The sequence below is a fragment of the Micromonospora coriariae genome, assembly GCF_900091455.1.
Classification (GTDB): Bacteria; Actinomycetota; Actinomycetes; order Mycobacteriales; family Micromonosporaceae; genus Micromonospora; species Micromonospora coriariae.
Map to the genome: position 1 here is coordinate 5,781,391 of NZ_LT607412.1, position 22,877 is coordinate 5,804,267.

The window sequence follows — 22,877 nt, forward strand, 5'->3', positions numbered from 1 at the left end:
GTCACGAGCGGACGTCACCCTGACGCGGGCGGGGCGCCGCCCCGGCTTTGTCCCGTGCGGATCGCGGGGCGGGGCCGGCGGTGTCCCGGCGGATCAGCTCGGCGGGGAGCACCTCGACCCGCGGCGCCGGCGCCTCCGCGCCGAGCACCAGGGACATCGCGCGGACCCCCATGTCGACCAGCGGCAGCCGCACGGTGGTCAACGCCGGAGTCACGTCCCGGGCGATCGGCATGTCGTCGAAGCCCACCACGGAGACCCGCTGCGGCACGGCCAGCGAGCGCGACCGCAGGGTGGCGAGCGCGCCGATCGCCATCGAGTCGTTGAGCGCCACGATCGCGGTCAGCTCCGGGTCGGCGTCGAGCAGCCGGGCCGTGGCCTCGGCGCCGCCGTCGCGGTCGAACTCGGCGTACCGGATCCGCCGCTCGGGCAGGTCGCGGCCCTGCTCGGTCAGGGCCTGCCGGAGCCCGGCGAGCCGGTCCGTGGTGGTGGTGAGGATGCGCGGGCCGGCCACCACGCCGATCGCCCGGTGGCCCAGCTCGCACAGCTCCCGCCCGGCGAGGTAGCCGCCGGCCCGGTTGTCCGGCATCACCGCGTCGCCGGAGTGCTCGTGTCGGCCGATCACCGCGACCCGGCCGCCGGTCGCCTCGTACGCGGCGAGCTTCTCGTTGAGCTGCCGGGTGAACGCGTCGTCGTGGTAGCCGGAACCGGCCAGGATCAGTGCCGCCACCTGGTGGCCGCGCAGCAGCTCCACGTACTCCAACTCGCGGTCCGGGTCCCGGTAGCTGTTGCAGATCATCAGCAGCCGGCCCTTGTCGGTGGCGACGCGTTGCAGCCCACGGGTGATCTCGGCGAAATACGGGTCGGAGACGTCGTGCACGATCACGCCCACCGCGCTGCGGTGCGAGCGGGCCAGCAGCTGGGCGTGCGCGTTCGGCACGTACTGCAACTCGGCGACGGCGGCGAGCACCCGCTCGCGCAGCTCGTCGGTGACGGGCTTACTGCTGCCGTTGATCACTCGGGAGGCGGTGGCGGGCGAGACGCCCGCGCGTCGCGCCACGTCGGACAGGGTCGCCATGGCCCGCCCCCTCGGTCTGTTGACGGCGTTTCGCCGTGCCGGCTAGCGTCACGGTACCGCAGAGAAAGCCCTTTCCCGCAGGGAGGCCGGCCGTGTCCGAACGCTTCGCCGCCCCGCTGCCCGGCGGGATCGGGGTGTCCCGACTGCGCGTCTACGACACCGTGGCCTCGGACGGCCTGGTCGGCGGCACCCCGCACGTGCACCTGTGCTGCACCGAGGGGTACGTGGTGACCGACGGCGAGGGCGTGGTGCAGACCCTGACCACCGCCGGCTTCCGGGAGACGCCGCTGCGGCCGGGTGCTGTGGTCTGGTTCGAGCCGGGCACCGTGCACCGCCTGGTCAACGGCGGCGGGCTGACCATTGTGGTGCTCATGCAGAACAGCGGCCTGCCCGAGGCCGGCGACGCGGTGCTGACCTTCCCACCCGAGGTGCTGGCCGACCCGGCCGCGTACGCCGCGGCGGCGGCGTTGCCCGACGGGGGAGCGCCGGGCGCGGACGTGCACGCCGCGTACCGCCGGCGGGATCTGGCGGTGACCGGCTTTCAGGCGCTGCGCTCCGGCGGGCCGATGGCGCTGGCCGCGTTCCACGCCGCCGCGATCGCGCTGCGCCAGCCGTTGGTGACACGGTGGCGGCAGCGGTGGGAGGACGGCGCGGGCCGTGCCGCCGCCGACACCGCCGCGCAGCTCGACGCCCTCAAGCGGGGGGATCCCGGGCACCTGGGTGACGCCGGGGTGTACGCGGTGGACGAGCCGGTCGAGCGCGGCCGGTTGGGTATGTGCGGCCTCCTCGACACCTACCCGGCCAGCAGCTGAACATCCGGTATGGACTGTCGCGCGGCTGCGGTTGAGCCGGTCGCAGGGGCGGAAGAAACAGATCGAGGAAAGGCCTTGCCCGGGGTGAGGGTGCCGCCTACGCTCCAGGAAAGCGTTTGCCTGATACGCCGACCGGCCCGGTGCGCGGGTGTCGTGCCGGGTCCCGAGGAGGTTCCGCGTGACCGAGAACGCTCTGGACACGGCGGGCCAGCAGGCCGCCGCCGCGAGGGCGGCCGGTGCACCCGCCGCATCGGCGGCGACCGGGTCGACCGACGCCGGTCAGCCGTCCGCAGTGGTCGGACCGCCACCGGGGACCGGCGGCCGACCGTCACGACCGACGCTCGGCCGCCGTGCGCTGGCCCTCGCCGACTCGCTCTGGCGCCCGGCGCTGGTGCTGGCGGCGTTCTTCGCCGCCTGGTGGTTCGTCGCCGCCCGGGAGTACGTGCCCAACTATCTGGTGCCGACCCCCGGCCAGGTCTGGACCACGATGACCGAGCAGTGGTCGGAGCTGGTTCGGCACACCATGGTCACCCTCTACGAGACGGTGCTCGGCTTCGTACTGGCCGCCGCGCTGGGGCTGGCCGCCGCGGTCGCCATCGCATACTCGCGCACCCTGGACAAGGCGCTCTACCCGATCGTCCTGTTCGCACAGGTCATTCCAAAGATCGCCATCGCACCACTGCTTGTGGTCTGGTTCGGCCTCGGCCTCACCCCGAAGATCATCCTGGCGGTCCTCATCGCGTTCTTCCCGGTGGTCATCTCCGGCGTGGCAGGGCTGCGCTCCACCGACCCGGAGCTGCTCGACCTCGCCGCCACGATGGGCGCCGGGCCCTGGCGCACCTTCCGCAAGATCCGCTTTCCGAACGCGTTGCCACATCTGATGGCCGGCCTCAAGGTGGCGGTCACTCTCGCGGTGGTCGGCGCCGTGGTCGGTGAGTTCGTCGGCGCCAGCGAAGGGCTCGGCTACGTCCTGTTGCTGGCCAACGGCAACCTCGACGCCCCGCTCCTGTTCGCCGATCTGATCCTGATGTCCGCCATCGGCATCGTCCTGTTCGTCCTGGTCGAGATCGCCGAGGCACTGCTCATTCCCTGGCACGCCAGCCGTCGGGCCGGCGTACCGCTCACCACCTCCTGACCGACCCCATCACGGAGGCACCGATGAAACGCACCGCCACCACCATCCTGGCCACCGTCGCCCTGCTGTTCGCCGCCACCGGCTGCGGCGGGGACGACTCCTCCGACGGCGGCACCGGCGCCGACGGCAAGAAAGAGGTCACCCTCACCCTCAACTGGGTGCCCTACGGCGAGCACGCCCCGTTCTACTACGGGCTCCAGAAGGGCTTCTTCTCCGCCGAGGGCATCGACCTGAAGATCCTGCCCGGCAACGGCTCCGGCAACACCGTCAAGCAGGTCGCCCAGAAGCAGACCGACTTCGGCTGGGCGGACAGCCCGGTGCTGCTCAAGTCGGTGGCCAGCGGGATGCCGGTGCGCAGCCTGGGCGCGTACCTGGAGAAGGGCCCGTCCTCGGTGGAGTTCTTCACGGAGGAGAACATCAAGACCCCGGCCGACCTCAAGGGCAAGACCGTCGGCGGCACCCCCGGCGACGCCCTCTACGCGACCTTCCCGGCCTGGCTGGAGAAGAACGGCCTCAAGAAGGACGACGTCAAGGTCGTCAACGTGGACGCCGCCGGCAAGATCGCTGCACTGGCCGAGGGCAGGGTCGACGCCATCATGGGCTTCTTCCACGACCAGGCACCCACCATCGAGAGCAAGACCGGCAAGAAGGTCGACGTGCTGCTCTTCGCCGACTACGGCATGAACCTGCTCGGCACCGGCCTGATCGCCAACACCCAGACCCTCCAGAAGGACCCGGAGCTGGCCCGCAAGTTCGTCCGGGCCACCCAGAAGTCCTGGGCCGAGGCCGCCCGCGACCCGGCCGGCGCGGTGAGCGCGATGACCGCCCTCGCCGAGAACGAGCCCGCACCCGAGGTGCTCACCAAGCAGCTCACCCTCAACCTGCCGCTGATCGGCGCCGACGGCCCGCCCGGCGTGAACACCGAAGCCCAGTGGACCGAGACCATCGACCTGATGTCCCGCTACGCGGAGCTGAAGGACCCGGGCGCACCCAACGCGTACTGGGACGCCTCGTACGCGGCCCAGGGGTGACCCGGTGACCGCCGCGCCGGCCCAGGCCGGCACCGCCATCGGCATGTCCGGTCTGACCGTCCGGTTCAGCTCGCGGCGGTCGCAGACCACCGCGCTGGACGACGTGTCGCTGGACATCCAGCCGGGGGAGTTCGTCACCATCGTCGGTCCGTCCGGCTGCGGCAAGTCCACCCTGCTGAAGATCATCGCCGGGCTGGTCCGGCCGACCAGCGGCACGGTGTCGCTGCTGGACCGCCCGGTACGCGGCCCGCAGAAGGAGATCGGCTTCGTCTTCCAGAAGGCCGCACTGCTGGAGTGGCGCGGGGCGCGGGGCAACATCCTGCTCCAGGCCGAGATGCGCGGCATGGACCGGGCGCACGCGGCCCGCCGGGCGGACGAGCTGATCGAGATGACCGGCCTGACCGGCTTCGAGAAGGCGCTGCCGCACGAGCTCTCCGGCGGCATGCAGCAGCGGGTGGCGCTCTGCCGCGCGCTGCTGCACTCCCCGCCGGTGCTCCTGATGGACGAGCCGTTCGGTGCCCTGGACGCGCTGACCCGCGAGCAGATGAACGCCGAGCTGCACCGGATCTGGCGGGAGACCGGCACCACTGTGGTGCTGGTGACCCACTCCATCGCCGAGGCGGTCTTCCTCGGCACCCGGGTCGTGGTGATGAGCGCCCGGCCCGGCCGGATCATCCGCACCTTCCCGGTCGAGCTGCCGGCGCACCGGGACTACGCACAGGTGATGTCGGATCCCCGCTTCGACCGGCTCGCCACCGACCTGCGCGGGTTGCTCGGCAGCGCGGCCGCCAACCACTGAGCCCGCATCGGCACGACCAGCACGACGGAAGGAACATCATGACCCGCAGGTCGATCGGCATCATCGTCAACGGAGTGACCGGAAGGATGGGCTACCGGCAGCACCTCGTCCGCTCGCTGCTGGCCATCCGCGAGTCCGGCGGCGTGACGTTGGCCGACGGCACGACCATCTGGCCGGAACCGGTCCTGGTCGGGCGCAACGAGACGAAGCTCCGCGAGCTCGCCGAGCGGCACGGGCTGCCCGACTGGACCACCGACCTGACCTCGGCGCTGGCCCGGAACGACGTCGAGATCTACTTCGACGCCCAGGTCACCCAGCAGCGGGAGAAGGCGATCCGGCAGGCCATCGAGGCCGGCAAGCACATCTACACGGAGAAGCCCCTCGCTGAGGACACCGCGGGCGCGCTCGACCTGGCCCGCGCCGCCGACGCTGCCGGGGTACGCACCGGTGTCGTGCAGGACAAGCTCTTCCTGCCCGGGCTGCGCAAGCTCAAGCGGCTCATCGATGGCGGCTTCTTCGGCCGGATCCTGTCGGTGCGCGGCGAGTTCGGCTACTGGGTCTTCGAGGGCGACTGGCAGCCGGCCCAGCGCCCGTCCTGGAACTACCGGGCCGAGGACGGCGGCGGCATCACTGTCGACATGTTCCCGCACTGGCACTACGTGCTGGAGGAGCTGTTCGGCCGGGTCAACGCCGTCTCCTGCGTGACCGCCACCCACGTGCCCGAGCGGGTCGACGAGGACGGCCGCACCTACCCCGCCACCGCCGACGACGCCGCGTACGGCATCTTCGAGCTCGACGGTGGGGTGATCGCGCAGCTCAACTCGTCCTGGTGCGTGCGGGTGTACCGCGACGAGTTGGTGGAGTTCCAGGTCGACGGCACCGAGGGCAGCGCGGTGGCCGGGCTGCGCCGCTGCCGGGTGCAGCACCGGGCGGTCACCCCGAAGCCGGTGTGGAACCCGGACCTGCCGGTCACCGAGGACTTCCGGGCGCAGTGGACCGAGGTGCCCGACAACGAGGAGTTCGACAACGGCTTCAAGGTGCAGTGGGAGGCGTTCCTGCGGCACGTCGTGGCCGGTGAGCCGTTCCGCTGGGACTTCCTGGCCGGCGCACGCGGCGTGCAGCTCGCCGAGTTGGGGCTGCGCTCGGCCCGCGAGGGCGTCCGGGTCGAGGTGCCGGAGCTGACCTCATGACGCCCGAGGTGGTGCTGCCCGGGGGGCGGCGGCACCGGCTGGCCGGAGGGAGCGGGTTCCCCCGCCCCGCCGCCCCGGCGGCCAGCCGGATCGCGTACGCCGCCGCGCACGTCGTGGCCGACCCGAGCGCGGAGAACGTGCCGGGCGCCCCGGCGGCGGTGGACTGGGAGACCACCCTCGCGTTCCGCCGGCACCTCTGGTCGTACGGCCTGGGGGTCGCCGAGGCGATGGACACCGCCCAGCGGGGGATGGGGCTGGACTACCCGGCCACCCGTGAGTTGATCCGGCGTAGCGCCGCCGAGGCCCGCGCTGTGGGCGGGCGGATCGTCGCCGGGGTCGGCACCGATCAGCTGCCGGCCGGCCCGGCCACCCTGACGTCGGTCACCGCGGCCTACCGGGAGCAGCTCGACGACGTCCGCGCCGCCGGGGCCCGGCCGGTGCTGATGTGCAGCCGGCACCTGGCCGCCGTGGCCCGCGGCCCGGAGGACTACCTGCGGGTGTACGACGATCTGCTGACCGTCGCGCAGGAGCCGGTGGTGCTGCACTGGCTGGGCCCGATGTTCGACCCGGCGCTGACCGGCTACTGGGGTGCGCTGGACCTGGACCTGGCCACCGACACGGTGGTCGAGCTGATCAAGGCGCACGAGTCCAAGGTGGACGGGATCAAGGTGTCGCTGCTGGACGCCGGGCGGGAGGTCGCGCTGCGCCGCCGGCTGCCGGCCGGGGTACGGCTCTACACCGGCGACGACTTCCACTACCCGGAGTTGATCCGGGGTGACGAGATGGGTCACTCGGACGCGCTGCTCGGGGTGTTCGCGGCCATCGCGCCGGCCGCCGCCGCCGCGCTGGCCGCCCTGGACCGGGGCGACCTGGCAGCGTACGACGAGATCCTCGCGCCGACGGTGCCACTGGCCCGGCACCTGTTCGCGGCGCCGACCTGGCACTACAAGACGGGGATCGTGTTCCTGGCCTGGCTGTCCGGGCATCAGGACCACTTCACCATGGTCGGCGGCGCGCAGTCCGGCCGGTCGCCGGCCCACCTGGCCACCCTGCTCACCCTGGCCGACGCCGCCGGGCTGCTGCCCGACGCCGACCTGGCCGCCGCCCGCGCCCGGGCGTTGTTCACAGTGGCAGGGGTAGCGCAATGAGTGGGTTGGCGCGTTTCTCGTTCAACCAGGCCACCGCCCAGCACTGGCCGTTGCCTGAGGTGGTGGCCGGTTGCGTCGCGGCCGGCGTGCCCGGCATCGGGCTGTGGCGGGAGCCGGTCGCCGAGTACGGGCTGGCCCGCTCGGCGAAGCTGGTCCGCGACGCCGGCCTCGCCGTCACCTCGCTGTGCCGGGGCGGGTTCTTCCAGGCCGACGACTGGCGGGCGGACAACCTGCGGGCCATCGAGGAGGCGGCCACGCTGGGCGCCCCCGAGCTGGTGCTGGTCTCCGGGGGGCTGCCGGGGGGCAGCCGGGACATCGACGGCGCCCGGCGCCGGGTCGCCGACGCGATCGGCGAGCTGGCCCCACACGCGGCGGCGGCCGGCGTACGGCTGGCCATCGAGCCGCTGCACCCGATGTTCTGCGCCGACCGCTGCGTGATCGCCACCCTCGGCCAGGCGTTGGACATCGCCGAGCGCTTCGACACGGCGGTGGTGGGTGTGGTCGTGGACGCGTACCACGTCTGGTGGGACGACACCGTGTACGCGCAGATCGACCGGGCCGGCCCGTGGATCGCCGCGTTCCAGGTCTGCGACTGGGTGACTCCGCTGCCGGAGGGGGTGCTGCTCGGTCGGGCCCTGCCGGGCGACGGCTGCATCGAGCTGCGCCGGCTGCGCGAGGCGGTGGACGCGGCCGGTTATGTGGGCCCGATCGAGGTGGAGGTCTTCTCCGCCGAGGTGTGGGCGCGTCCGGGTGCGGAGGTGCTCGACGCCGCGATCGCCGGCTACCTGCGCCACGTTGTCTGACATTCCCGAACGGCGCTGGCCGGCTGCGGTCGGCGCCTGGCTGGGTATCGGCACCGCGCCGGCAACGCTGGTGCTCGGCGCGGCGATGGCCGCCCGGCACGGCGGCGCGGTGCCGGTGGCCGGGCTGCTGGTCGGCGGGGCGCTGATGGCGGCGCTGCTCTGGGGGCAGGGCCGGATCGGGCTGCGCCGGCCGCTCGGCGACGGCGGTACGTTGACCGCTGTGCTGCCCGCGTATCTGGGGAACACCTCGCGGATGCTGCTGGCGGCGGTGCTGGCCTTGTCGATGGTCGGCTGGAACGGGTTCAACGTCGGGCTCGGCGGTGCCTCCCTGGCGGCGCTGACACACCTGCCCGGCTGGGTAGGGCCGGCGTTGCTGGAGGTCGCGGTCCTCGTCGTCTCCTGGGCGCCGGCCCGGTTCGGCAACCGGGTCGCGGTGCTCACCACGCTCAGCGCGGTGGTGCTGGTCGGCTGGTGCCTGACGGTGCTGCCGCCGCCGGGCGCGCCGGTCCGCCTCGCCGCCGGTGGGCTCGCCGACGCCGCCGCGCTGATCGGGTACGCGGCCGTGTTCGCGCTGCGCGCGCCGGACTTCAGCGTGGGCCTCGCCCGGCGGCGGGACCTGGCCTGGTGCGTGGGGCTGCTGATCGGGCCGGCGCTGCTCGGGGTGCTCGCCGGTGCCGGCCTGTGGCTGCGGACCGGCTCGGCCGACGTGGTCGCGTTGCTCGCCGCCGGCTCGGGGCTGGCCGCGTACGCGAACCTGTTCGTCGCGGTGGCGGTCTTCGCCGCGGCGCTGACCACCACGTACTCCGGTTCCCTGGCGTTGCGTGGCCTGGCTCCCCGCCTGCCGGCGCGGGCGGCGATGCTGCTCGTCGCGGTGCTCGGCGGGGTGCTGGCGGTGGCGCGGTTCGACCGTCTGGTGCTGCCCTGGCTGACCCTGCTGGCCGCCGCGTTGCCGGTGCTTGTGGTGCCGATGGCCGTGGAGGCCACGGCCCGTCGGCGCGGTCGTGTCCCGCGTACCGTGCCGGCCTGGTGCTGGGTGCCGCCGGCGCTGCTCGCGGTGGCCTGCACGCTCGCCGGGGTGGGCGTCGCCCCGCTGCTCGGGCTGGCCCTGGCCGGGGCGTGCACAGTGCTCTGGCGGCGTCGAGGAGTCGCGACCTAGCGGCTGAGCCTTGACCTCGGCCGTGCGGCCGCCGTCCTCCGGACGCCGGCCCGGCCGATGGGTTCGCCGTTTTCGATCAAGGTATTGACGGCACGCTACCTACCGCGCGTACGGTGATCTTGCCAGTGTCGGCGTTCCGTAAAACCGCGCAAATCCTCGATCGACAGTCGTGGACCTGGGTGGGGGAGCGCTCCCAATGGCGGGTCGCGATCAATGACAGACGCTCCACAAGGGAGCAACCGAGAGGAGCCTCGTGGCTACAGGCACGAGCGGAAACAGGCTGCGAAGACTAGCGATACCGTCGCTTGTCGTCGCCCTGGTCACCGGCGTCACCGGCGTTGCGGGATCAGCGTCGGCCGCCCCTGCGGGATCACCGGGTAACGGCGGCAGTGCCGCCGGTTACTTCACCGCCGGGTCCGACAAGAAGGTCACCCTGACCGACGGGGCCGACCGCCGACCCGGCGGTAACCGCGCGGCCACCCCGAAGGCGGCCGTCGACGAGACGGGCTCCGGCATGTACGTCGTCGAACTGGTCGAGGACCCGTTGACCACGTACACCGGTGGGGTGTCCGGCCTGGCACGGACCCGCCCCGCGGCCGGCAACCGGCTGGACGTGACGTCGGCACCGTCGCAGGCGTACCGCCGGCACCTCGACACGCAGCGGGCCGCCGTCGCCGCCGCGGCCGGCGTCAAGGCCAACGCCGTCTACACCACAGCCTTCAACGGGTTCTCGGCGAAGCTGACCGCCCAGCAGGTGAGCACGTTGCGCGCGGACAAGCGCGTCCGCGCCGTCACCGCCTCGCGGGCCCTCGGCACTCCCTCGGCGCCGCCCCTCCCGACCACGGCGACCGCCGCCAACCCGACGCCCGCCACCCCCAGTGGCGCGGACCAGTCGGCGCCGACGGACCTCGCCGGCCGGCCGGCCAAGCCCGGCCCCGGCACGGGCGCGGGTATGGTGATCGGCGTCCTGGACACCGGCATCTGGCCGGAGAGCGCGTCGTTCGCCAAGAAGATGCCCGCCCCCGCCACCTGGCACGGCACCTGCCAGACCGGGGTTGCCTTCGTGGCCGAGCACTGCAACGGCAAGATCGTCGGTGCCCGCTACTTCGCCGACACCTGGCTCGCCGGCGGCGGCTCGGTGCCCGAGGGTGAGCTGCTCTCTCCCCGCGACATGGCCGGGCACGGTACGCACACCGCGTCCACGGCGGCCGGTCTGCCGATCCCGAACGTCACCATCGACGGTCGGCGTTTCGGTCCCGTCTCCGGGGTGGCGCCGGACGCCCAGATCGCCGTCTACAAGGTGCTCTGGAACGGCATGGGCTTCGACGCCGACATCATCGCCGGCATCGACGCGGCCGTCGCTGACGGCGTGCAGGTGCTGAACTTCTCGATCGGCTCCGATCTCGGCGATTGGGAGGCCAACACCCCTATCGGCGTGGCGTTCCTCAACGCCTCGCTGGCCGGGGTCTTCGTGGCGGCGTCGGCCGGCAACACCGGCATCGTGAGCGGCGCTATCAGCAACGCGGCACCCTGGGTGACAACGGTCGGCGCGGCGGTGACCAGGCTCGACGAGGCCACCGCCAAGCTGGGCGACGGCACGAAGCTGGTCGGCGGCTCGCTGGACGCCCTGCCCGGCGGTGGCGCACGGCCGCTGGTCTTCGGTGAGGAGGCCGGATCGCCGGACCTGGGTGCGGTCTACTGCGAACCGGGCAGCCTCGACCCGGACAAGATCAAGGGCAAGGTGGTCGCCTGCGCGCTGTCCGACATGTTCGGCTCGGCCGCCGAGATCAAGGCCAAGGGCGGGGCGGCGATGATGGTGTTCGACCCGGTCGGCAACTACCGGATCAACTCCATCTTCAACTTCCCGGTGGTCTACCTGCCGACCGAGAAGCAGGCCGGCACGCTGTTCAACTACCTGATGCGCCACCCCAACGACGCGACAGTGACGTTGCGCACCGGCGGTGACGGCTCCAGCGTCCCCGGCGTACCCAGCGTCGCGGACTTCTCCTCCACCGGCCCGGACAAGGTCACCCTCGGCGTCCTGAAACCAGACCTGGTCGCGCCGGGATCGGACATCATCGCCGCGGTCTCACCGGCGGGCAACTTCGGGCGGCAGTACGACGCGTACTCGGGCACCTCGATGGCCTCGCCGTACGTGGCCGGCGCGGCGGCGATCCTGCGGGCCACGCACCCGGACTGGTCACCTGGCGCGGTCGCGTCGGCGCTGCGTACCACCGCCACCGACACCGTCGGCACCAGCAGCCCTCTCGACCAGGGCAGCGGATTCATCAACCTGGCCGGGGCCACCGACCCCGGACTGGTCATCGAGCCCACCGCGGCGGACCTGGTCGCCTTCAGCGAGACGGCCGTGCCGGACGGCAAGGAACTCAACCTGCCGGCCATCTCGTTGCGCGAGTACGACGGGACCCGTCCGGTGACACTCACCCGCACCCTGACCAATGTGGGCAAGGCGCGGGAAACCTACCGCTCTTCGGTATCCGGGCTGGACGGCATGAAGGTCACCGTGACGCCGGCCTCGGTGACGCTGGCACCCGGCAAGTCCGCGACGGTCACCATCACGTTGGGTCGGGGCAGCGCGCCCTGGGACCGGTACGTGACCGGGTCGATCACCTGGCGCGGCAAGGCGCACAGCGCCCGGATCCCGGTCGCCGCCCGTCCGTGGGGCATCACGCCCCGACCGTACGGTGACGACGGGGAGGAATTCGGCCGGATGACCAACGGCGCGTTCGGCTCGATCCAGCCTGGCTTCACCGGACCACTCGCCGGTCGCAGCACCGGTTACACGCCGATGCAGCGGAAGTCGTACTCGATGCCAGCTGGCGTCTACGGCGGCGTGTTCGACCCGAGCGCCACCGGAGTGAAGAAGGTCGACTTCACCGTGCCGGCGAACACCGCCGGCATCATCGTCGAGGCCAACACCGACGACCCGAACACGAACCTCGACCTCTACCTGTACAAGGGCGACACCCTCATCTACAGCAGTGACAGGTTCTGGACCAGCGCGGAGCAGGCGTACAAGTTCCTGCCCGAGCCGGGGCGCTACACCGCGTACGTGTTCGCGCAGTTCCCCGGTGGTCCGGTCGTCGACTTCCAGTTCGGTCATGCCATCGTCGGCCGAAACGCGAAGTATCCGGGCGCCACGCTGACGCTTCCCTCCACGGCGCAGCGTGGTGCGACGCACGGGTTCACGCTGAAGCCGAACAAGCCGCTGGCCGAGGGTGACTTCTGGGCGTACACCGAGTACAGCACCAACGGCACTGTGGTCCCCGGCAACCTCGTCTACACCCAACAGAGTTCCTGGCAGTAACCGTTCAACCGGGCGTGGGCCGGTGCCGATGTGCACCGACCCACGCCCGGCACCACCGCTCAGGTGGTGGTCGGCCGGCCGGCACGGCCGCTGACGAGGCAAGCTGTATCGCGGGACACGCATCGTCCATGAGCTTGTTCGCACGGGCTGCTGGTCGATGGTCGGGTGGATCCCCTGTGTGGCCTGCGAAGGCTGTGGTGTCCTGGTCGCCTCCCGGACGGACGACTGCAGGGTGGCCCAGGAGACGCGCTTCTGCCCAGCGATGGTTGACCGGGTGGCGTGTGACGATGAGTCGGACCGCGCCACGGATCCTTTCGCGCTGATCGCCGACTGGGACAGCCCCGCGCCCGACACCAGACGATACGGCTGGGTGCCCCAACCGATCCGCCCTCGTCCCGAACTCGTCGCGACCCGCTGGGGCGGACGAGGTCTGAAGGAGCAACTTTTTCGAGATGACCCGCCGGCCTGACCAGCCGGCCGACGTCGGGCCTCGCTGGTCGGCGTCAGGGGCACCGAAGCTGTCACGCCATCAGAGACGCTTCCAGGTCGCGGCGGGTGAGGGCGGCGCGGAGTTGTAGCGCCTCGGCCGCCAGATTCTCACGACCGCCCTGCTCGCGGTCGATGGCGCAGACCACTGTCTCCACCTGCGCGCCGATGGACCGTAGCTGCGCGCACGATGCCAGTAGTGCGCCTCCCGTGGTGACGACGTCCTCGATCAGCACGACACGCCGCCCGTTCACCGGAGCACCCTCGGCGGCCTTGTTGGTGCCGTACTCCTTGGCGCATCTGCTCAGCCTCGCATCTCGCCTGGATCAACAGCCCGGAGGTTTGGATCGCGGCGGCCGTGGTCCCGCCTTCAGGGAAGGGGGTACGCAGTGAGATGGTCGGCGAGTTGCTTCGGGTGGCTGAGCGGCACCGCGTGGCCGCCGTCAATCTCGTCCGGGACGACGCCGAGCCGGTCGGCGGCAACCCTACGTTGGAAGTCCGCCGGGAAGAACCGGTCCTCGCGTGCGAGGAGCACCTTCGTCGGCACGTCTGGCCAGGCGTCCAGGGGCCACGGCTCGTTGCCCTCCGCGCTGACCTGGTCCCGGTTGTGTGCCGGTGCCTCCGCGACGACCTCGGCCGGGACACCGTTGTAGAACTGCTGCTCCTCACTGAGCCCCTCGGCGCCGCGGTAACTGGTGTTGGCCCACCAGTCACCGGGCCTCTCACCGGGCTTGGGGACCATCGGTGTGAGCAGGACGAGCAGCCGCACCGGCAGCTTGTCGGCAATGAGCGGCGCGGTGAACGCACCGTACGAGTGCCCGACGACCACCAGGTCTCTCCGGTCACCGATCGCGTCGACGACCGTCTGGCAGAACTCGGCGAACCCCGCGGATGTGTCCTCGATCGGCAGTTCCGGTACCACCACGTCGTGGCCGCGGCTGATCAGCTCGGGGACAAGGAGATGCCAGTCCCAGGCGCTGCCCCCGCCGCCGTGGATCAGAACGAATGTCGCCATGCCCCGAAGCCTCACACACGGGTATGACACGCGCCTCTGTCGATGACGATGCTCTGGATACGGACGACGAAAGCGCTTCGGGACAGTCAAATCGAGGTTGAGGTCAGTAGGGTGCCGTCGATGGGGTACCGGCCACCCTGGAGGTAGTGCTCCGCGTGGCTCAGGTGACATCTACCGATTTCGAAGGAAGCCCGGCATGAGCAGCCCACGCGAAACTTTCCTCCGACTGGTGAACGGTGTTTGCGACGGTCCATACGAGGACTTGGCCGACCTGTACGCCGAACAGACCCATGTCACACATCCGTTCCACCCGCTCAAGCCGCCGCCGCTGCGTAGCCGCAACGAGCTGCAGGAGCACTTCACCGCGCCGCCTCCGGTCGCCCGGACGCTGGTCCGTAAGCCAGTCGACGTGACGATTCATGAGACTGTGGACCCGGAGGTGATTGTCGCCGAGTTTGCCTATCAGGGGCGGGTAGCCGAGACAGGTGAGGCGTTCACGGTGCCATGCGTCTTCGTGATGCGTATCCGCAATGGGCTCATCATCGAGTCCCGAGATTACATCGACCCCATCGCCAGCGCGCGGGCTTGGGGTCAACTCGACAGCCTCTTGACCGCGCTCCGTCCGCAAAAGAGCGCCACCATCGAGGGCGCAGCCCGACCCTGATTCGCGCCCGACGTCCTGCGCACACATCTGCCGCGCCGAGTGCGCTGGTATTGAAGCCGCCTTTCGCACTGTCGATGTCCCTGGCCGATTTCGCGAGCATCAGGTTCGCGATCTCTCCCGCCTGGGAGCTCGTCGTGAGCCTGCGCGTCCTGCGCGATCCGGGCGCGCACGCCGTACACCTGCCCTGGGTGACTCGGCACCGAGCCGCGGTGCTCGCCGCACCCGACCTGCGTGACCTGCGCAACCTGGTGATCGCGCCCGATCACAAGCTGCCAGGCTTCCTCGCGCCAGCCCCGCACCCGCCCGTCGCCGAGCCCGAGGCCGAGGCCGAGTTCGCCGCGGTGCGGCAGACATCGGCGGCGATCGTGCGCCAGGAACTGGAGACGGTGTAAGGCGACCGGCTGCCGGCGAGGTGACGCGCTCCTCGGCGACTGATGACTGCGCCGAGGAACTCCGGGATCTGGGAGATCCGCTTGGTAGCGCCGGCGGGCGGGACGCTCCCGCCCGCCGGCGACCGGGGTCAGGTGACAGTGATGGTCAGGTTGATCGAGCGGGTCTCCCCGCTGGTGTAGGTGGTCGTCACCCGGGCGGTGAAGGTCCCCTTGCGGGGATAGGCATGGGTGGTCGACCGTAGTGTCGCTCCGTGCCTGACAGCGCTGTTGTCGCCGAAGTCCCACGCGTAGTCGGTGATGCTCTGCCCGGACGGCGCCGTCGCGGTGGCGGTGAGCGTGGTGGTCAGCGGCGCGGTGCCGCGGGTCGGGTTGGCGGCCAGGGACAGCGTCCCGCCCGGCTCCTGCTTGACCCCGGCGCCGTTGAACCGCAGCCAGTCCAGGGCGAGCAGGTCCGGGGTGCCACCGACCTGGGCGGCGTTGACGAACTTCGCGTACAGGGTGGTCGTGCCGGTGGGCGAGCCGGTCCGCCGTCAATAGGCGCTAGGTAAGCGGTTTCCTGCCCTGGCCCGTCCGGGTGCCGTCAGACCAGCGGCACCTGCGTCGACCGGCCGCTGTCACCGGCCGCGCGGGCGGCCTCGGGCGCGGTGATCGGCACCGCGACGATCCGGCTCGGCAGCACCGGAGCGTCCCGCCCGGTGCCCCGCCGGCCGTCACCGCCGGTGGACTGCTCGTGGTAGTCCTGCTCGACGTTGACCGACCAGACGTCGTGGGCGCTGCCGGTGGCGATGTTCTCCGCAGTCAGCATGGCGGTCAGCATCGAGTGGTCCTGGTTGTTGTAGCGGTGCATGCCGTTGCGTCCCACCGGGTGCACGTTGGGCACCTCCTCGGCCAGCCAGGCCCGGATCACGTCCACGTTGTGCTGGTAGCGCTCGTCGTACACCGGGTACGCCTTCGGCATTCGCACCACGTAGCCGGCCTCCACCACGCCGGGCCGGGCCAGTCCCAGGCGTTCCAACTCCGCGGTCGCCAGCGCCACCAGATCACCATCGGGGGTACGCCACATCTCGTCGTCCTCGAAGACGAAGTACTCCAGGCCCAGGCAGGTGCGGCCGTCCTTGACCAGATAGGGCGACCAGGAGCCGAAGTTCTGGATGCGGCCCACCCGCACACCCGGGTCGTGCACGTAGATCCAGTTGTCCGGGAACGAGAACTCGGCCGGCACCACCAGCGCGACGGTCAGGAAGTCGCGGTAGCGCAGGTCGGCGGCGCAGGCCAGCACCTCCGGCGGCGGCGCCGGGCGTAACGCGGTCACCAGCTCCGAGATCGGCATCGACGAGATCACGTGGTCGGCGGCCTCGGTGCGCTGCCCGCCCACCCCGTTGACCGTCACGCTGACCGCCCGCCGTCGCTGCGGGTCGCGGTGCACCGCGGTGACCCAGGTGCCGGTCGACACCTCACCGCCGCGGTGGCGGACCTGCTCGGCGCAGCGCTCCCACATCATCCCCGGCCCGTACTTCGGGTACTGGAACTGCTCGATCAGGCTGGTCACGTCCGTGCGGTACCGCCGGGGCAGCACGGCGTTGCGGATGGCCTTCGCCAGCGACAGGTTCTTGATCCGCTGCGCGGCCCAGTCGGCCTGCAGCCGATCGGCCGGCATTCCCCACACCTTCTCCGTGTACGTCTTGAAGAAGATCGAGTACAGCCGCCAGCCGAACCTGGCCGACACCCAGCCCTCGAAGTGCGACTGGTCCCGGGGCGGGCGCAGCCGGGCCCGGGCGTACGAGCCCAGGCAGCGCGCCGCCTCCGGCAGCCCCAGGTTGCGCAGCGCGTTCGCCGCGCTGAGTGGGTAGTTGAACAGCGCACCCCGGTAGAAGATCCGGCTCATCCGAGGGCGGGTCAGGAAGTCCTCGTCCGGCAGGATCTCGTGCCAGAACGCCTCCACCCGGGGCACCTTGGTGAAGAACCGGTGCCCGCCGATGTCGAAACGCCACCCGTCGCGCTCCACGGTCCGGCTGATCCCGCCGACCACCTCGTCGGCCTCGAACACCCGGACCGGCAGGCCGTGCCGGAGCAGTTCGTACGCCGCAGTGAGGCCCGCCGGCCCCGCACCGATGACCACCGTGCTGTGCTGCTCGCTCATGCCGTCGCGCTCCCTGCTCACCGCTGTGGTTGAGGCGCGGCGCGTACCCGTTCTGCGGCGGACTTCACCCGCGCGATCGCACCGATATGTGCCGGTTTCGGCTCCGGCGGCGCGCGCGGCGGCGTACAACGGGAAGGGTGGCGCCGCCGGGTGGAGGGTGGGCCGGGGCGAACCGGGGGAGCGGGGCGGATGCGCCGGTGGCGGAGCGGCCGGGGGCGCGCGACGGCGCTCGCCGCCCGGCTGGCAGCGGTGGCCCGGACCGGTGCACGGCTGGCCCGTCGGGTGCCGGCGCCCTGGCCGTACCTGCTCGGCCTGTTCCTCGGCGCGAAGGTGCTGCTCACCCTGGTCGGGCTCCTGGCCCTGCACGCCTGGGACGGCATCCCCGGCGCGCCGCCGGCCGACGAGACGTTGATGTGGACGCAGCAGCGGGAGGTCTCCGGGCAGCGGTGGATCTCCTTCTGGTTCGCCTGGGACGCGCTGCTCTACCTACGACTGAGCGAACTGCCGCTGACCGGGCCGTGGCGGGACTTCGGCTTCCCGCTGCTCTACCCGTTCCTGGCCCGGCCGGTCGGCGTGCTGCTCGGCGGCGACAACGCGCTGGCCCTGCTGCTGATCAGCAACGTCGCGTTCCTGCTGGCCCTCTGGTACGGCTACCGACTGGCCGAGCTGCTGCTCGGCGACCCGGACAGTGCCCGCCGGTTCACCCGCTACCTGGTGCTGCTGCCCACCGCGTTCCTGTTCCAGGCCGCGCTGACCGAGTCGCTCTTCGTCTGCCTCGCGCTGGCCGCGTTCTACCACGCGGAGCGCCGCCAGTGGCTGCTGGTCGGCGTGCTCGGCTACTTCCTGGCGATGAGCCGGTCGGTCGGCCTGCTCGTCGTGCTGCCGCTGGCCCTGGTGCTGCTCCGCCAGCACGACTGGCGGCTCGGCCCGCGCGCCCTGCTCGGTTACCTGCGGATCGGCTGGCCGTTGCTGCTGCTGCCCGCCGGGTGGTTCACTTTCATGGCGTTCTGCCGCTGGCGGGGCGGGGACTGGTTCGCCTACCAGCACGCCCAGCAGGTCGGCTGGGGGATCAAGGTGCAGAATCCGGTGCCGGTGCTGTTGGACGGGCTGGCCGGAGAGCCCCGCGACGCCGCCCGGGTCTGGTTCGCCGTGGCCGTGCTGGCCGTGTTGATCGCCGGGTTCCGCCGACGGGAGCTGCCGTACCTGGTGTACGGCGTGCTCATGGTGCTGGTGCCGCTGTCGATGGGCCCGGCGGTCTACAAGAGTCTGCTGCGCTACCTGCTCGCCGCCTTCCCGGTCGCCCTGGTGCTGGCCCGCTGGGCACGCCGCGCCACCGTCGACGTGTGGCTGACCGCTGCCCTCGCCCTGGTGCAGGGCGCGCTGTTCGTGCTCTGGCTCAGCTACTGGACCCACACGATCATTTGATCGCGGGCGTCGCCGCGACCCGGAGCGGACCGGACCGGCGGGCCTGTGCGAACCTGCTCTCCGACGAGTCCGAACCGCACCCCGTGGAGGCCCGGTGTTCGCCCTGCCGCTGACCGAGGAGGCCGAGCTGCGCCCGCTGGACCCGTGGCGGGCCGAGGAGTTCCTCGCCAACCTGGACCGGGCCCGCGAACACATCCAACCCTGGGTGTCGCCGTCCTTCGTCGCCACCGACCTGCCGTCGGCCCGGGCGGTGCTCCAGCGGTACGCCGACCGCTGGGCCCGCGACGCCGGCGGCATCTGGGGCGTGTGGTGGCGCGGCACGCTGGTCGGCGGGGTCATGTTCGTGTCGTTCGACGCGGCGCTGCGCGTATGCGAGGTGGGCTGCTGGGTCGAGCCTTCCGCGCAGGGCCGGGGCCTGGTCGCGCCGGCGGTCCGCCGGATCGTCGACTGGGCGGTCCGCGAGCGCGGCATCCAGCGGGTGGAGTGGCGTACCAACGCCGACAACGCCCGCAGCATCGCGCTCGCCCGCCGTCTCGGCCTGCGCCACGACGGCACGCTGCGGCAGGTCTACCCGGGTCCGCACGGGCGGATCGACCTCGAAATCTGGTCGGTGCTGGCCGACGAGTGGCTGGCCCGGCCAGCCGTTCCGCACCCCACCGTCCACTGACGACGGCGGGTTCTGTCGTACCCGGGCGGCACCATTCATCCATGGCCGTCCCCGCGCTCACCCCGCACCCCGATCCGCCGCGCTCCGTGCCGCTGCGCGAGGCGCGCACCCGGTTCAGCCAGCTCGTCGCGCTGGCCGAGCTGACCGACGTGGTCACCGTCGTCACCCGCGACGGCGATCACCGCCCGGTCGCCGCGATCGTCCCGGCCGCTGCCGCCCGCAGTGGCGCACAGGCCCGCGCCGACGCCGACCGGCTCGCCGCGGTCACCGCCGGCTGGGCCCGTCGCCTCGACGAGCAGCACCGGCGCAGCAGTCACCGGCACGCCGCCGAGCTCGGTGCCGTCCGCGCGGCACTGGCCGAGGCGTGGGCCGAGCTGGACCGCCGCGTCGTCCCGGGCAGTGACCCGGCACTGGCCCGGCTGCGCGCCGCACACACCGACCTGCTCGCCGGCTGAGCCGTCCCCGTCGGGCCCGCCCGGCGGACGACGGAGGCACCGCCACAAGGTGTCAGCCGGTTGCCGGGTAGGCGTGCGTCTCGGTCGCCTTGACCGCCACCCAGACCTGCTGGCCGGGGATCAGCCGCAGCTGGGCGGCGGCGGCCGGGGTGACGTCCGCGGCCACCCCGATCGGCCCGTCCAGCTGCACCCGCACGTTGTCGCCGTGCCGCTGGACGCCGGCCACGGTGCCCGCCCAGGTGTTGCGCGGGCTGCCCTCCGGTCGGCCCGGGTGCAGGGCCACCGCCGCCGGGCGGAAGGCGACGAACGCCTCCCCGTCCAGACGGTCGGCGACGGTGAGGGTCAGCTCCGGTGCGACCCGCACCGCGTGCCCCTCGGCCCGCCCCCGATAGAGGTTCAGCCCGACCAGGCGGGCCACGTAGTCGGTGCGCGGGCGGGCCGTGACGCTGGGGCCGTCGCCCTCCTGCACCACCCGTCCGCCCTCCACTATGACCAGGCGGTCCGCCAGCGCCAGCGCGTCCAGCGGGTCGTGGGTGACCAGCACCGTCGCCCCCGGATGCGCGGACAGATGGCGGTGCAGCTCCGCGCGGGTGTCCAGCCGGGTGCGGGCGTCCAGCGCGGCGAGCGGCTCGTCCAGCAGCAACAACGACGGCGTGACGGCCAGCGCGCGGGCCAGCGCCACCCGCTGCGCCTGCCCGCCGGAGAGCTGCCGGGGCCGGCGGTGCGCCTGCCCGGCCAGCCCCACCCGACCGAGCCAGTCCCGAGCGGTGGCCCGCGCCGCCCGACGGTCGACGCCGTGCCGGCGCGGCCCGAAGGCCACGTTGTCCAGTGCGCTGAGGTGCGGAAAGAGCAGGTAGTCCTGGAAGACAACGCCGATCGGCCGGCGTTCGGTGGGCACCCAGCGCCGGCTCGCCGGCCGGTCCAGGTCGGCGCCGTCGAGCGTGACGTGCCCGGCGGTGAGCGGGTGCAGCCCGGCAAGCGCGCGCAGCGCGGTGGTCTTGCCGGCGCCGTTCGGCCCGAGCAGCGCGACCACCTCGCCGGGTGCGACCCGCAGCGGCACCTCCAGCCGGAAGGCGCCCCGGTCGACGACGAGCCGGGCGTCGAGCAGTGGCGCGGTCACGGGCTGGTCATCCAGCGGTCGCGGAGCGCGGCCAGGATGACCACCGAGACGGTGAGCAGCACCAGGCTGAGCACGATCGCGGACTCCAGATCGGTCTCCAGCGCCAGGTAGACGGCGAGTGGCATGGTCTGCGTCCGGCCGGGATAGTTGCCGGCGAAGGTGATGGTGGCGCCGAACTCGCCGAGCGCCCGGGCCCAGCAGAGCACCGCGCCGGCGGCCAGCCCCGGTGCCACCAGCGGCAGCGTGACGTGGGTGAAGGTGGTCCAGCGGCCCGCACCCAGCGTCGCGGCGGCCTCCTCGTAGCGGTGGTCGGCGGCCCGCAGCGCACCCTCCACGGCGATCACCAGGAACGGCATGGCGACGAACGACTCGGCCAGCACGACACCCGCGGTGGTGAACGGAAGGGTGACGCCGAACGTGGCGTCGAGCCACCCGCCGAGCAGCCCGCGCCGGCCGAAGACCAGCAGCAGCGCCACCCCACCGACCACCGGCGGGAGCACCAGCGGCACGGTGACCAGGGCGCGGACCAGTCGCCGGCCGGGGAACTCGACCCGGGCCAGCAGCCAGGCGAGCGGCACCCCGAGGAGCAGGCAGAGCATGGTGGCCAGGGTCGCGGTCTGCACCGACAGCCGCAGCGCGGTCAGCGCCCCCGGCTCGGTGAGCCGCTGCGGCAGCGTCGTCCACGGTGCCCGGACCACCAGCCCGGCCAGCGGCAGGACGAGGAAGAGCAGCCCCAACCCGGCCGGGATCAGCAGTGCCGCCGGCACCCGGCCGCGCCGCCGGGGCACGGCGGTGTCGAGGACCCGGCTCACGGGGCCTGGAACCCCGACTCGGCGAGGACCGCCTGTGCCGGCGCCGACCGGACGTACGCGACGAAGGCCCGTGCGCCCGCCCGGTTCGGCGCGTCCTTCAGCGCCACGATCGGGCAGTCGTTGACCGCCCGCGCCGACTCGGGGAACTCGACGCCGGTCACGTCGGCGGTCGCCGCGCGGGCGTCCGTGCGGTAGACCAGGGCAGCGTCGACCTCGCCCAGCTTCACCTTGGCCAGCGCGCCCCTGACGTCCTGCTCGAGGGTGACCGGCGTCAACGCCACCCCGGCCTCCTCCAGCGCGGAACGGGCAGCCGCGCCGCAGGGCACCTGGTCGGCGCAGAGCGCCACCTTCACGCCCGCCCGGGTCAGGTCGGCCAGCCCGGTCACCCCCCTCGGGTTGCCCCGGGGCACCGCGATCACCAGCTGATTGCGGGCGAAGATGCTCGGCGTGCCGTCGGCGTTGCCCGCCTCGGTCACCGTGGTCATGTTCCGCGAAGCGGCCGAGGCGAACACGTCCGCCGGGGCGCCCTGGTTGATCTGGTTGGCCAGGGCGGAGCTGCCCGCGAAGTTGAACGTCACAGTGCTGCCCGGGTACGCGGCCTCGAAGTCCTTGCCGATGCGCGTGAACGACCCGGTCAGCGACGCGGCGGCGAACACTGTCACCGCGCCGGTGACCCCGCCGTCCCCGGTGCCGCCCGACGTCGGGCCGTCGCCTGGGCCGCAGCCGGCCACCGCCAGCCCGGCCACCGCCACCAGTACGGCCACCGCCGTGCGCACCGCCCGCACCCTCATCCGCCCGACCTTCCCCTGGCCGGGGCGGATGCGGCCCGCTCCACCACCACCGTGGTCGACTTGATCACCGCGACGGCCACCGAGCCGACCCGCAGGTCAAGCTCGTCGACGGCCTCCCGGCTCATCAGCGACACGATCCGGAACGGGCCCGCCTGGATGTCGACCTGGGCCATCACAGTGTCCTTGCGTACGTCGATGACGATGCCGCGCAGCCGGTTGCGCGCGGAGGAGAGCTCGGCGCCCGCGGCGGGGTCGGCGGCCTGCGCGCGGGCGAAACCCGCCAGCTCGGCGCCGTCGATGACCCGATGGCCGTGCGCGTCGCGCCCCGCGACCAGCCGCCCGGCGTCCACCCAGCGGCGCATCGTGTCGGCGCTGACGCCCAGCAGCTCGGCCGCCTCGCCGATCCGAAACATCGTCACCGGCTCACCCTAGC

24 protein-coding genes are annotated in these 22,877 nt (G+C 72.4%); 15 read left to right on the plus strand and 9 right to left on the minus strand.

What is annotated here, in order from left to right:
• Position 1: 1 nt before the first annotated feature.
• Complete coding sequence (locus GA0070607_RS26780; protein WP_089020664.1) at positions 2-1,075, minus strand: LacI family DNA-binding transcriptional regulator; 1,074 nt, start codon at positions 1,073-1,075, stop codon at positions 2-4.
• A 92-nt stretch (positions 1,076-1,167) separates the two neighbouring features.
• On the opposite strand from GA0070607_RS26780, the gene GA0070607_RS26785 reads away from it, so the two are divergent.
• The 9 genes from GA0070607_RS26785 to GA0070607_RS33895 all read left to right on the plus strand — a co-directional run bounded on the left by GA0070607_RS26785 (position 1,168) and on the right by GA0070607_RS33895 (position 12,477).
• Positions 1,168-1,887: a cupin domain-containing protein gene (locus GA0070607_RS26785; protein ID WP_089020665.1), complete on the plus strand. Its 720-nt coding sequence runs from the start codon at positions 1,168-1,170 to the stop codon at positions 1,885-1,887.
• Positions 1,888-2,065: 178 nt separating this feature from the next.
• Complete coding sequence (locus tag GA0070607_RS26790; protein WP_197701175.1) at positions 2,066-3,022, plus strand: ABC transporter permease; 957 nt, start codon at positions 2,066-2,068, stop codon at positions 3,020-3,022.
• A 23-nt stretch (positions 3,023-3,045) separates the two neighbouring features.
• Positions 3,046-4,053 carry an ABC transporter substrate-binding protein gene (locus GA0070607_RS26795; RefSeq protein ID WP_089020666.1) on the plus strand — a complete coding sequence of 336 codons (1,008 nt, stop codon included), beginning with the start codon at positions 3,046-3,048 and terminating at the stop codon, positions 4,051-4,053.
• Positions 4,054-4,096: 43 nt separating this feature from the next.
• Positions 4,097-4,852: an ABC transporter ATP-binding protein gene (locus GA0070607_RS26800; protein WP_408630923.1), complete on the plus strand. Its 756-nt coding sequence runs from the start codon at positions 4,097-4,099 to the stop codon at positions 4,850-4,852.
• Between the two features lie 38 nt (positions 4,853-4,890).
• Positions 4,891-6,042 (plus strand): Gfo/Idh/MocA family protein, encoded by a 1,152-nt coding sequence (locus tag GA0070607_RS26805; protein ID WP_089020668.1) that lies wholly within the window; start codon positions 4,891-4,893, stop codon positions 6,040-6,042.
• Positions 6,039-7,190 carry a dihydrodipicolinate synthase family protein gene (locus GA0070607_RS26810; protein WP_089020669.1) on the plus strand — a complete coding sequence of 384 codons (1,152 nt, stop codon included), beginning with the start codon at positions 6,039-6,041 and terminating at the stop codon, positions 7,188-7,190. The genes GA0070607_RS26805 and GA0070607_RS26810 overlap by 4 nt, the downstream gene beginning before the upstream one ends.
• Positions 7,187-7,993 (plus strand): sugar phosphate isomerase/epimerase family protein, encoded by an 807-nt coding sequence (locus tag GA0070607_RS26815; RefSeq protein ID WP_089020670.1) that lies wholly within the window; start codon positions 7,187-7,189, stop codon positions 7,991-7,993. The genes GA0070607_RS26810 and GA0070607_RS26815 overlap by 4 nt, the downstream gene beginning before the upstream one ends.
• Positions 7,986-9,149 (plus strand): SLC5/6 family protein, encoded by a 1,164-nt coding sequence (locus tag GA0070607_RS26820; RefSeq protein WP_089020671.1) that lies wholly within the window; start codon positions 7,986-7,988, stop codon positions 9,147-9,149. Before GA0070607_RS26815 ends, GA0070607_RS26820 begins: the two co-directional genes overlap by 8 nt.
• A gap of 253 nt (positions 9,150-9,402) precedes the next feature.
• On the plus strand, positions 9,403-12,477 hold the full coding sequence (locus GA0070607_RS33895) for a S8 family serine peptidase (RefSeq protein ID WP_089020672.1): 3,075 nt from the start codon (positions 9,403-9,405) through the stop codon (positions 12,475-12,477).
• Positions 12,478-12,998: 521 nt separating this feature from the next.
• On the opposite strand, the gene GA0070607_RS26835 is transcribed toward GA0070607_RS33895, so the two are convergent.
• Together GA0070607_RS26835 and GA0070607_RS26840 are read right to left on the minus strand one after the other, a co-directional pair.
• On the minus strand, positions 12,999-13,217 hold the full coding sequence (locus tag GA0070607_RS26835) for a phosphoribosyltransferase family protein (protein WP_231930397.1): 219 nt from the start codon (positions 13,215-13,217) through the stop codon (positions 12,999-13,001).
• Between the two features lie 116 nt (positions 13,218-13,333).
• Positions 13,334-13,978 (minus strand): alpha/beta fold hydrolase, encoded by a 645-nt coding sequence (locus GA0070607_RS26840; RefSeq protein WP_089020673.1) that lies wholly within the window; start codon positions 13,976-13,978, stop codon positions 13,334-13,336.
• 196 nt (positions 13,979-14,174) lie between these two features.
• Here GA0070607_RS26840 and GA0070607_RS26845 point away from each other — a divergent pair, with 196 nt between their 5' ends.
• Together GA0070607_RS26845 and GA0070607_RS26850 are read left to right on the plus strand one after the other, a co-directional pair.
• A complete protein-coding gene (locus GA0070607_RS26845; protein ID WP_089020674.1) occupies positions 14,175-14,642 on the plus strand; it encodes a nuclear transport factor 2 family protein in 468 nt (155 codons plus the stop codon).
• A 134-nt stretch (positions 14,643-14,776) separates the two neighbouring features.
• Positions 14,777-15,034, plus strand: a complete 258-nt coding sequence (locus GA0070607_RS26850; RefSeq protein WP_157743276.1) for a hypothetical protein — start codon at positions 14,777-14,779, stop codon at positions 15,032-15,034.
• A 128-nt stretch (positions 15,035-15,162) separates the two neighbouring features.
• On the opposite strand, the gene GA0070607_RS33650 is transcribed toward GA0070607_RS26850, so the two are convergent.
• Complete coding sequence (locus GA0070607_RS33650) at positions 15,163-15,420, minus strand: PKD domain-containing protein (RefSeq protein WP_331716460.1); 258 nt, start codon at positions 15,418-15,420, stop codon at positions 15,163-15,165.
• On the opposite strand from GA0070607_RS33650, the gene GA0070607_RS33655 reads away from it, so the two are divergent.
• Positions 15,332-15,571: a hypothetical protein gene (locus GA0070607_RS33655; RefSeq protein WP_231930399.1), complete on the plus strand. Its 240-nt coding sequence runs from the start codon at positions 15,332-15,334 to the stop codon at positions 15,569-15,571. The genes GA0070607_RS33650 and GA0070607_RS33655 overlap by 89 nt on opposite strands.
• 43 nt (positions 15,572-15,614) lie before the next feature.
• On the opposite strand, the gene GA0070607_RS26860 is transcribed toward GA0070607_RS33655, so the two are convergent.
• On the minus strand, positions 15,615-17,174 hold the full coding sequence (locus tag GA0070607_RS26860) for an NAD(P)/FAD-dependent oxidoreductase (RefSeq protein WP_089020676.1): 1,560 nt from the start codon (positions 17,172-17,174) through the stop codon (positions 15,615-15,617).
• A gap of 189 nt (positions 17,175-17,363) precedes the next feature.
• On the opposite strand from GA0070607_RS26860, the gene GA0070607_RS26865 reads away from it, so the two are divergent.
• The 3 genes from GA0070607_RS26865 (at position 17,364) to GA0070607_RS26875 (ending at position 19,721) form a co-directional block, all read left to right on the plus strand.
• Positions 17,364-18,599 carry a hypothetical protein gene (locus GA0070607_RS26865; RefSeq protein WP_231930401.1) on the plus strand — a complete coding sequence of 412 codons (1,236 nt, stop codon included), beginning with the start codon at positions 17,364-17,366 and terminating at the stop codon, positions 18,597-18,599.
• Positions 18,600-18,693: 94 nt separating this feature from the next.
• Positions 18,694-19,266 carry a GNAT family N-acetyltransferase gene (locus tag GA0070607_RS26870; RefSeq protein ID WP_089020677.1) on the plus strand — a complete coding sequence of 191 codons (573 nt, stop codon included), beginning with the start codon at positions 18,694-18,696 and terminating at the stop codon, positions 19,264-19,266.
• Positions 19,267-19,307: 41 nt separating this feature from the next.
• On the plus strand, positions 19,308-19,721 hold the full coding sequence (locus GA0070607_RS26875; RefSeq protein ID WP_089020678.1) for a hypothetical protein: 414 nt from the start codon (positions 19,308-19,310) through the stop codon (positions 19,719-19,721).
• Positions 19,722-19,773: 52 nt separating this feature from the next.
• On the opposite strand, the gene GA0070607_RS26880 is transcribed toward GA0070607_RS26875, so the two are convergent.
• The 4 genes from GA0070607_RS26880 to GA0070607_RS26895 are packed head-to-tail and all read right to left on the minus strand — an operon-like array spanning position 19,774 to position 22,863.
• The gene (locus GA0070607_RS26880) at positions 19,774-20,841 is read right to left on the minus strand and encodes an ABC transporter ATP-binding protein (protein WP_089020679.1); all 1,068 of its coding nucleotides are present in this window, start codon (positions 20,839-20,841) and stop codon (positions 19,774-19,776) included.
• Positions 20,838-21,653, minus strand: a complete 816-nt coding sequence (locus tag GA0070607_RS26885; RefSeq protein WP_172899115.1) for an ABC transporter permease — start codon at positions 21,651-21,653, stop codon at positions 20,838-20,840. Before GA0070607_RS26885 ends, GA0070607_RS26880 begins: the two co-directional genes overlap by 4 nt.
• The gene (gene modA, locus GA0070607_RS26890; RefSeq protein ID WP_089020680.1) at positions 21,650-22,444 is read right to left on the minus strand and encodes a molybdate ABC transporter substrate-binding protein; all 795 of its coding nucleotides are present in this window, start codon (positions 22,442-22,444) and stop codon (positions 21,650-21,652) included. The genes GA0070607_RS26885 and modA overlap by 4 nt, the downstream gene beginning before the upstream one ends.
• Complete coding sequence (locus tag GA0070607_RS26895; RefSeq protein ID WP_089020681.1) at positions 22,441-22,863, minus strand: TOBE domain-containing protein; 423 nt, start codon at positions 22,861-22,863, stop codon at positions 22,441-22,443. The genes modA and GA0070607_RS26895 overlap by 4 nt, the downstream gene beginning before the upstream one ends.
• Positions 22,864-22,877 lie beyond the last annotated feature (14 nt).

What these genes read in the sequence shown, in the direction of transcription:
- GA0070607_RS26845 (WP_089020674.1), top strand. Translation starts at nt 14,175, where the DNA reads ATGAGCAGCCCACGCGAAACTTTCCTCCGACTGGTGAACGGTGTTTGC.
- GA0070607_RS26840 (WP_089020673.1), bottom strand. Translation starts at nt 13,978, where the DNA reads ATGGCGACATTCGTTCTGATCCACGGCGGCGGGGGCAGCGCCTGGGAC.
- GA0070607_RS26815 (WP_089020670.1), top strand. Translation starts at nt 7,187, where the DNA reads ATGAGTGGGTTGGCGCGTTTCTCGTTCAACCAGGCCACCGCCCAGCAC.
- GA0070607_RS26800 (WP_408630923.1), top strand. Translation starts at nt 4,097, where the DNA reads ATGTCCGGTCTGACCGTCCGGTTCAGCTCGCGGCGGTCGCAGACCACC.
- GA0070607_RS33655 (WP_231930399.1), top strand. Translation starts at nt 15,332, where the DNA reads ATGCTCTGCCCGGACGGCGCCGTCGCGGTGGCGGTGAGCGTGGTGGTC.
- GA0070607_RS26795 (WP_089020666.1), top strand. Translation starts at nt 3,046, where the DNA reads ATGAAACGCACCGCCACCACCATCCTGGCCACCGTCGCCCTGCTGTTC.
- GA0070607_RS26810 (WP_089020669.1), top strand. Translation starts at nt 6,039, where the DNA reads ATGACGCCCGAGGTGGTGCTGCCCGGGGGGCGGCGGCACCGGCTGGCC.
- GA0070607_RS26860 (WP_089020676.1), bottom strand. Translation starts at nt 17,174, where the DNA reads ATGAGCGAGCAGCACAGCACGGTGGTCATCGGTGCGGGGCCGGCGGGC.
- modA (WP_089020680.1), bottom strand. Translation starts at nt 22,444, where the DNA reads ATGAGGGTGCGGGCGGTGCGCACGGCGGTGGCCGTACTGGTGGCGGTG.
- GA0070607_RS26875 (WP_089020678.1), top strand. Translation starts at nt 19,308, where the DNA reads ATGGCCGTCCCCGCGCTCACCCCGCACCCCGATCCGCCGCGCTCCGTG.
- GA0070607_RS26780 (WP_089020664.1), bottom strand. Translation starts at nt 1,075, where the DNA reads ATGGCGACCCTGTCCGACGTGGCGCGACGCGCGGGCGTCTCGCCCGCC.
- GA0070607_RS26805 (WP_089020668.1), top strand. Translation starts at nt 4,891, where the DNA reads ATGACCCGCAGGTCGATCGGCATCATCGTCAACGGAGTGACCGGAAGG.
- GA0070607_RS26865 (WP_231930401.1), top strand. Translation starts at nt 17,364, where the DNA reads ATGCGCCGGTGGCGGAGCGGCCGGGGGCGCGCGACGGCGCTCGCCGCC.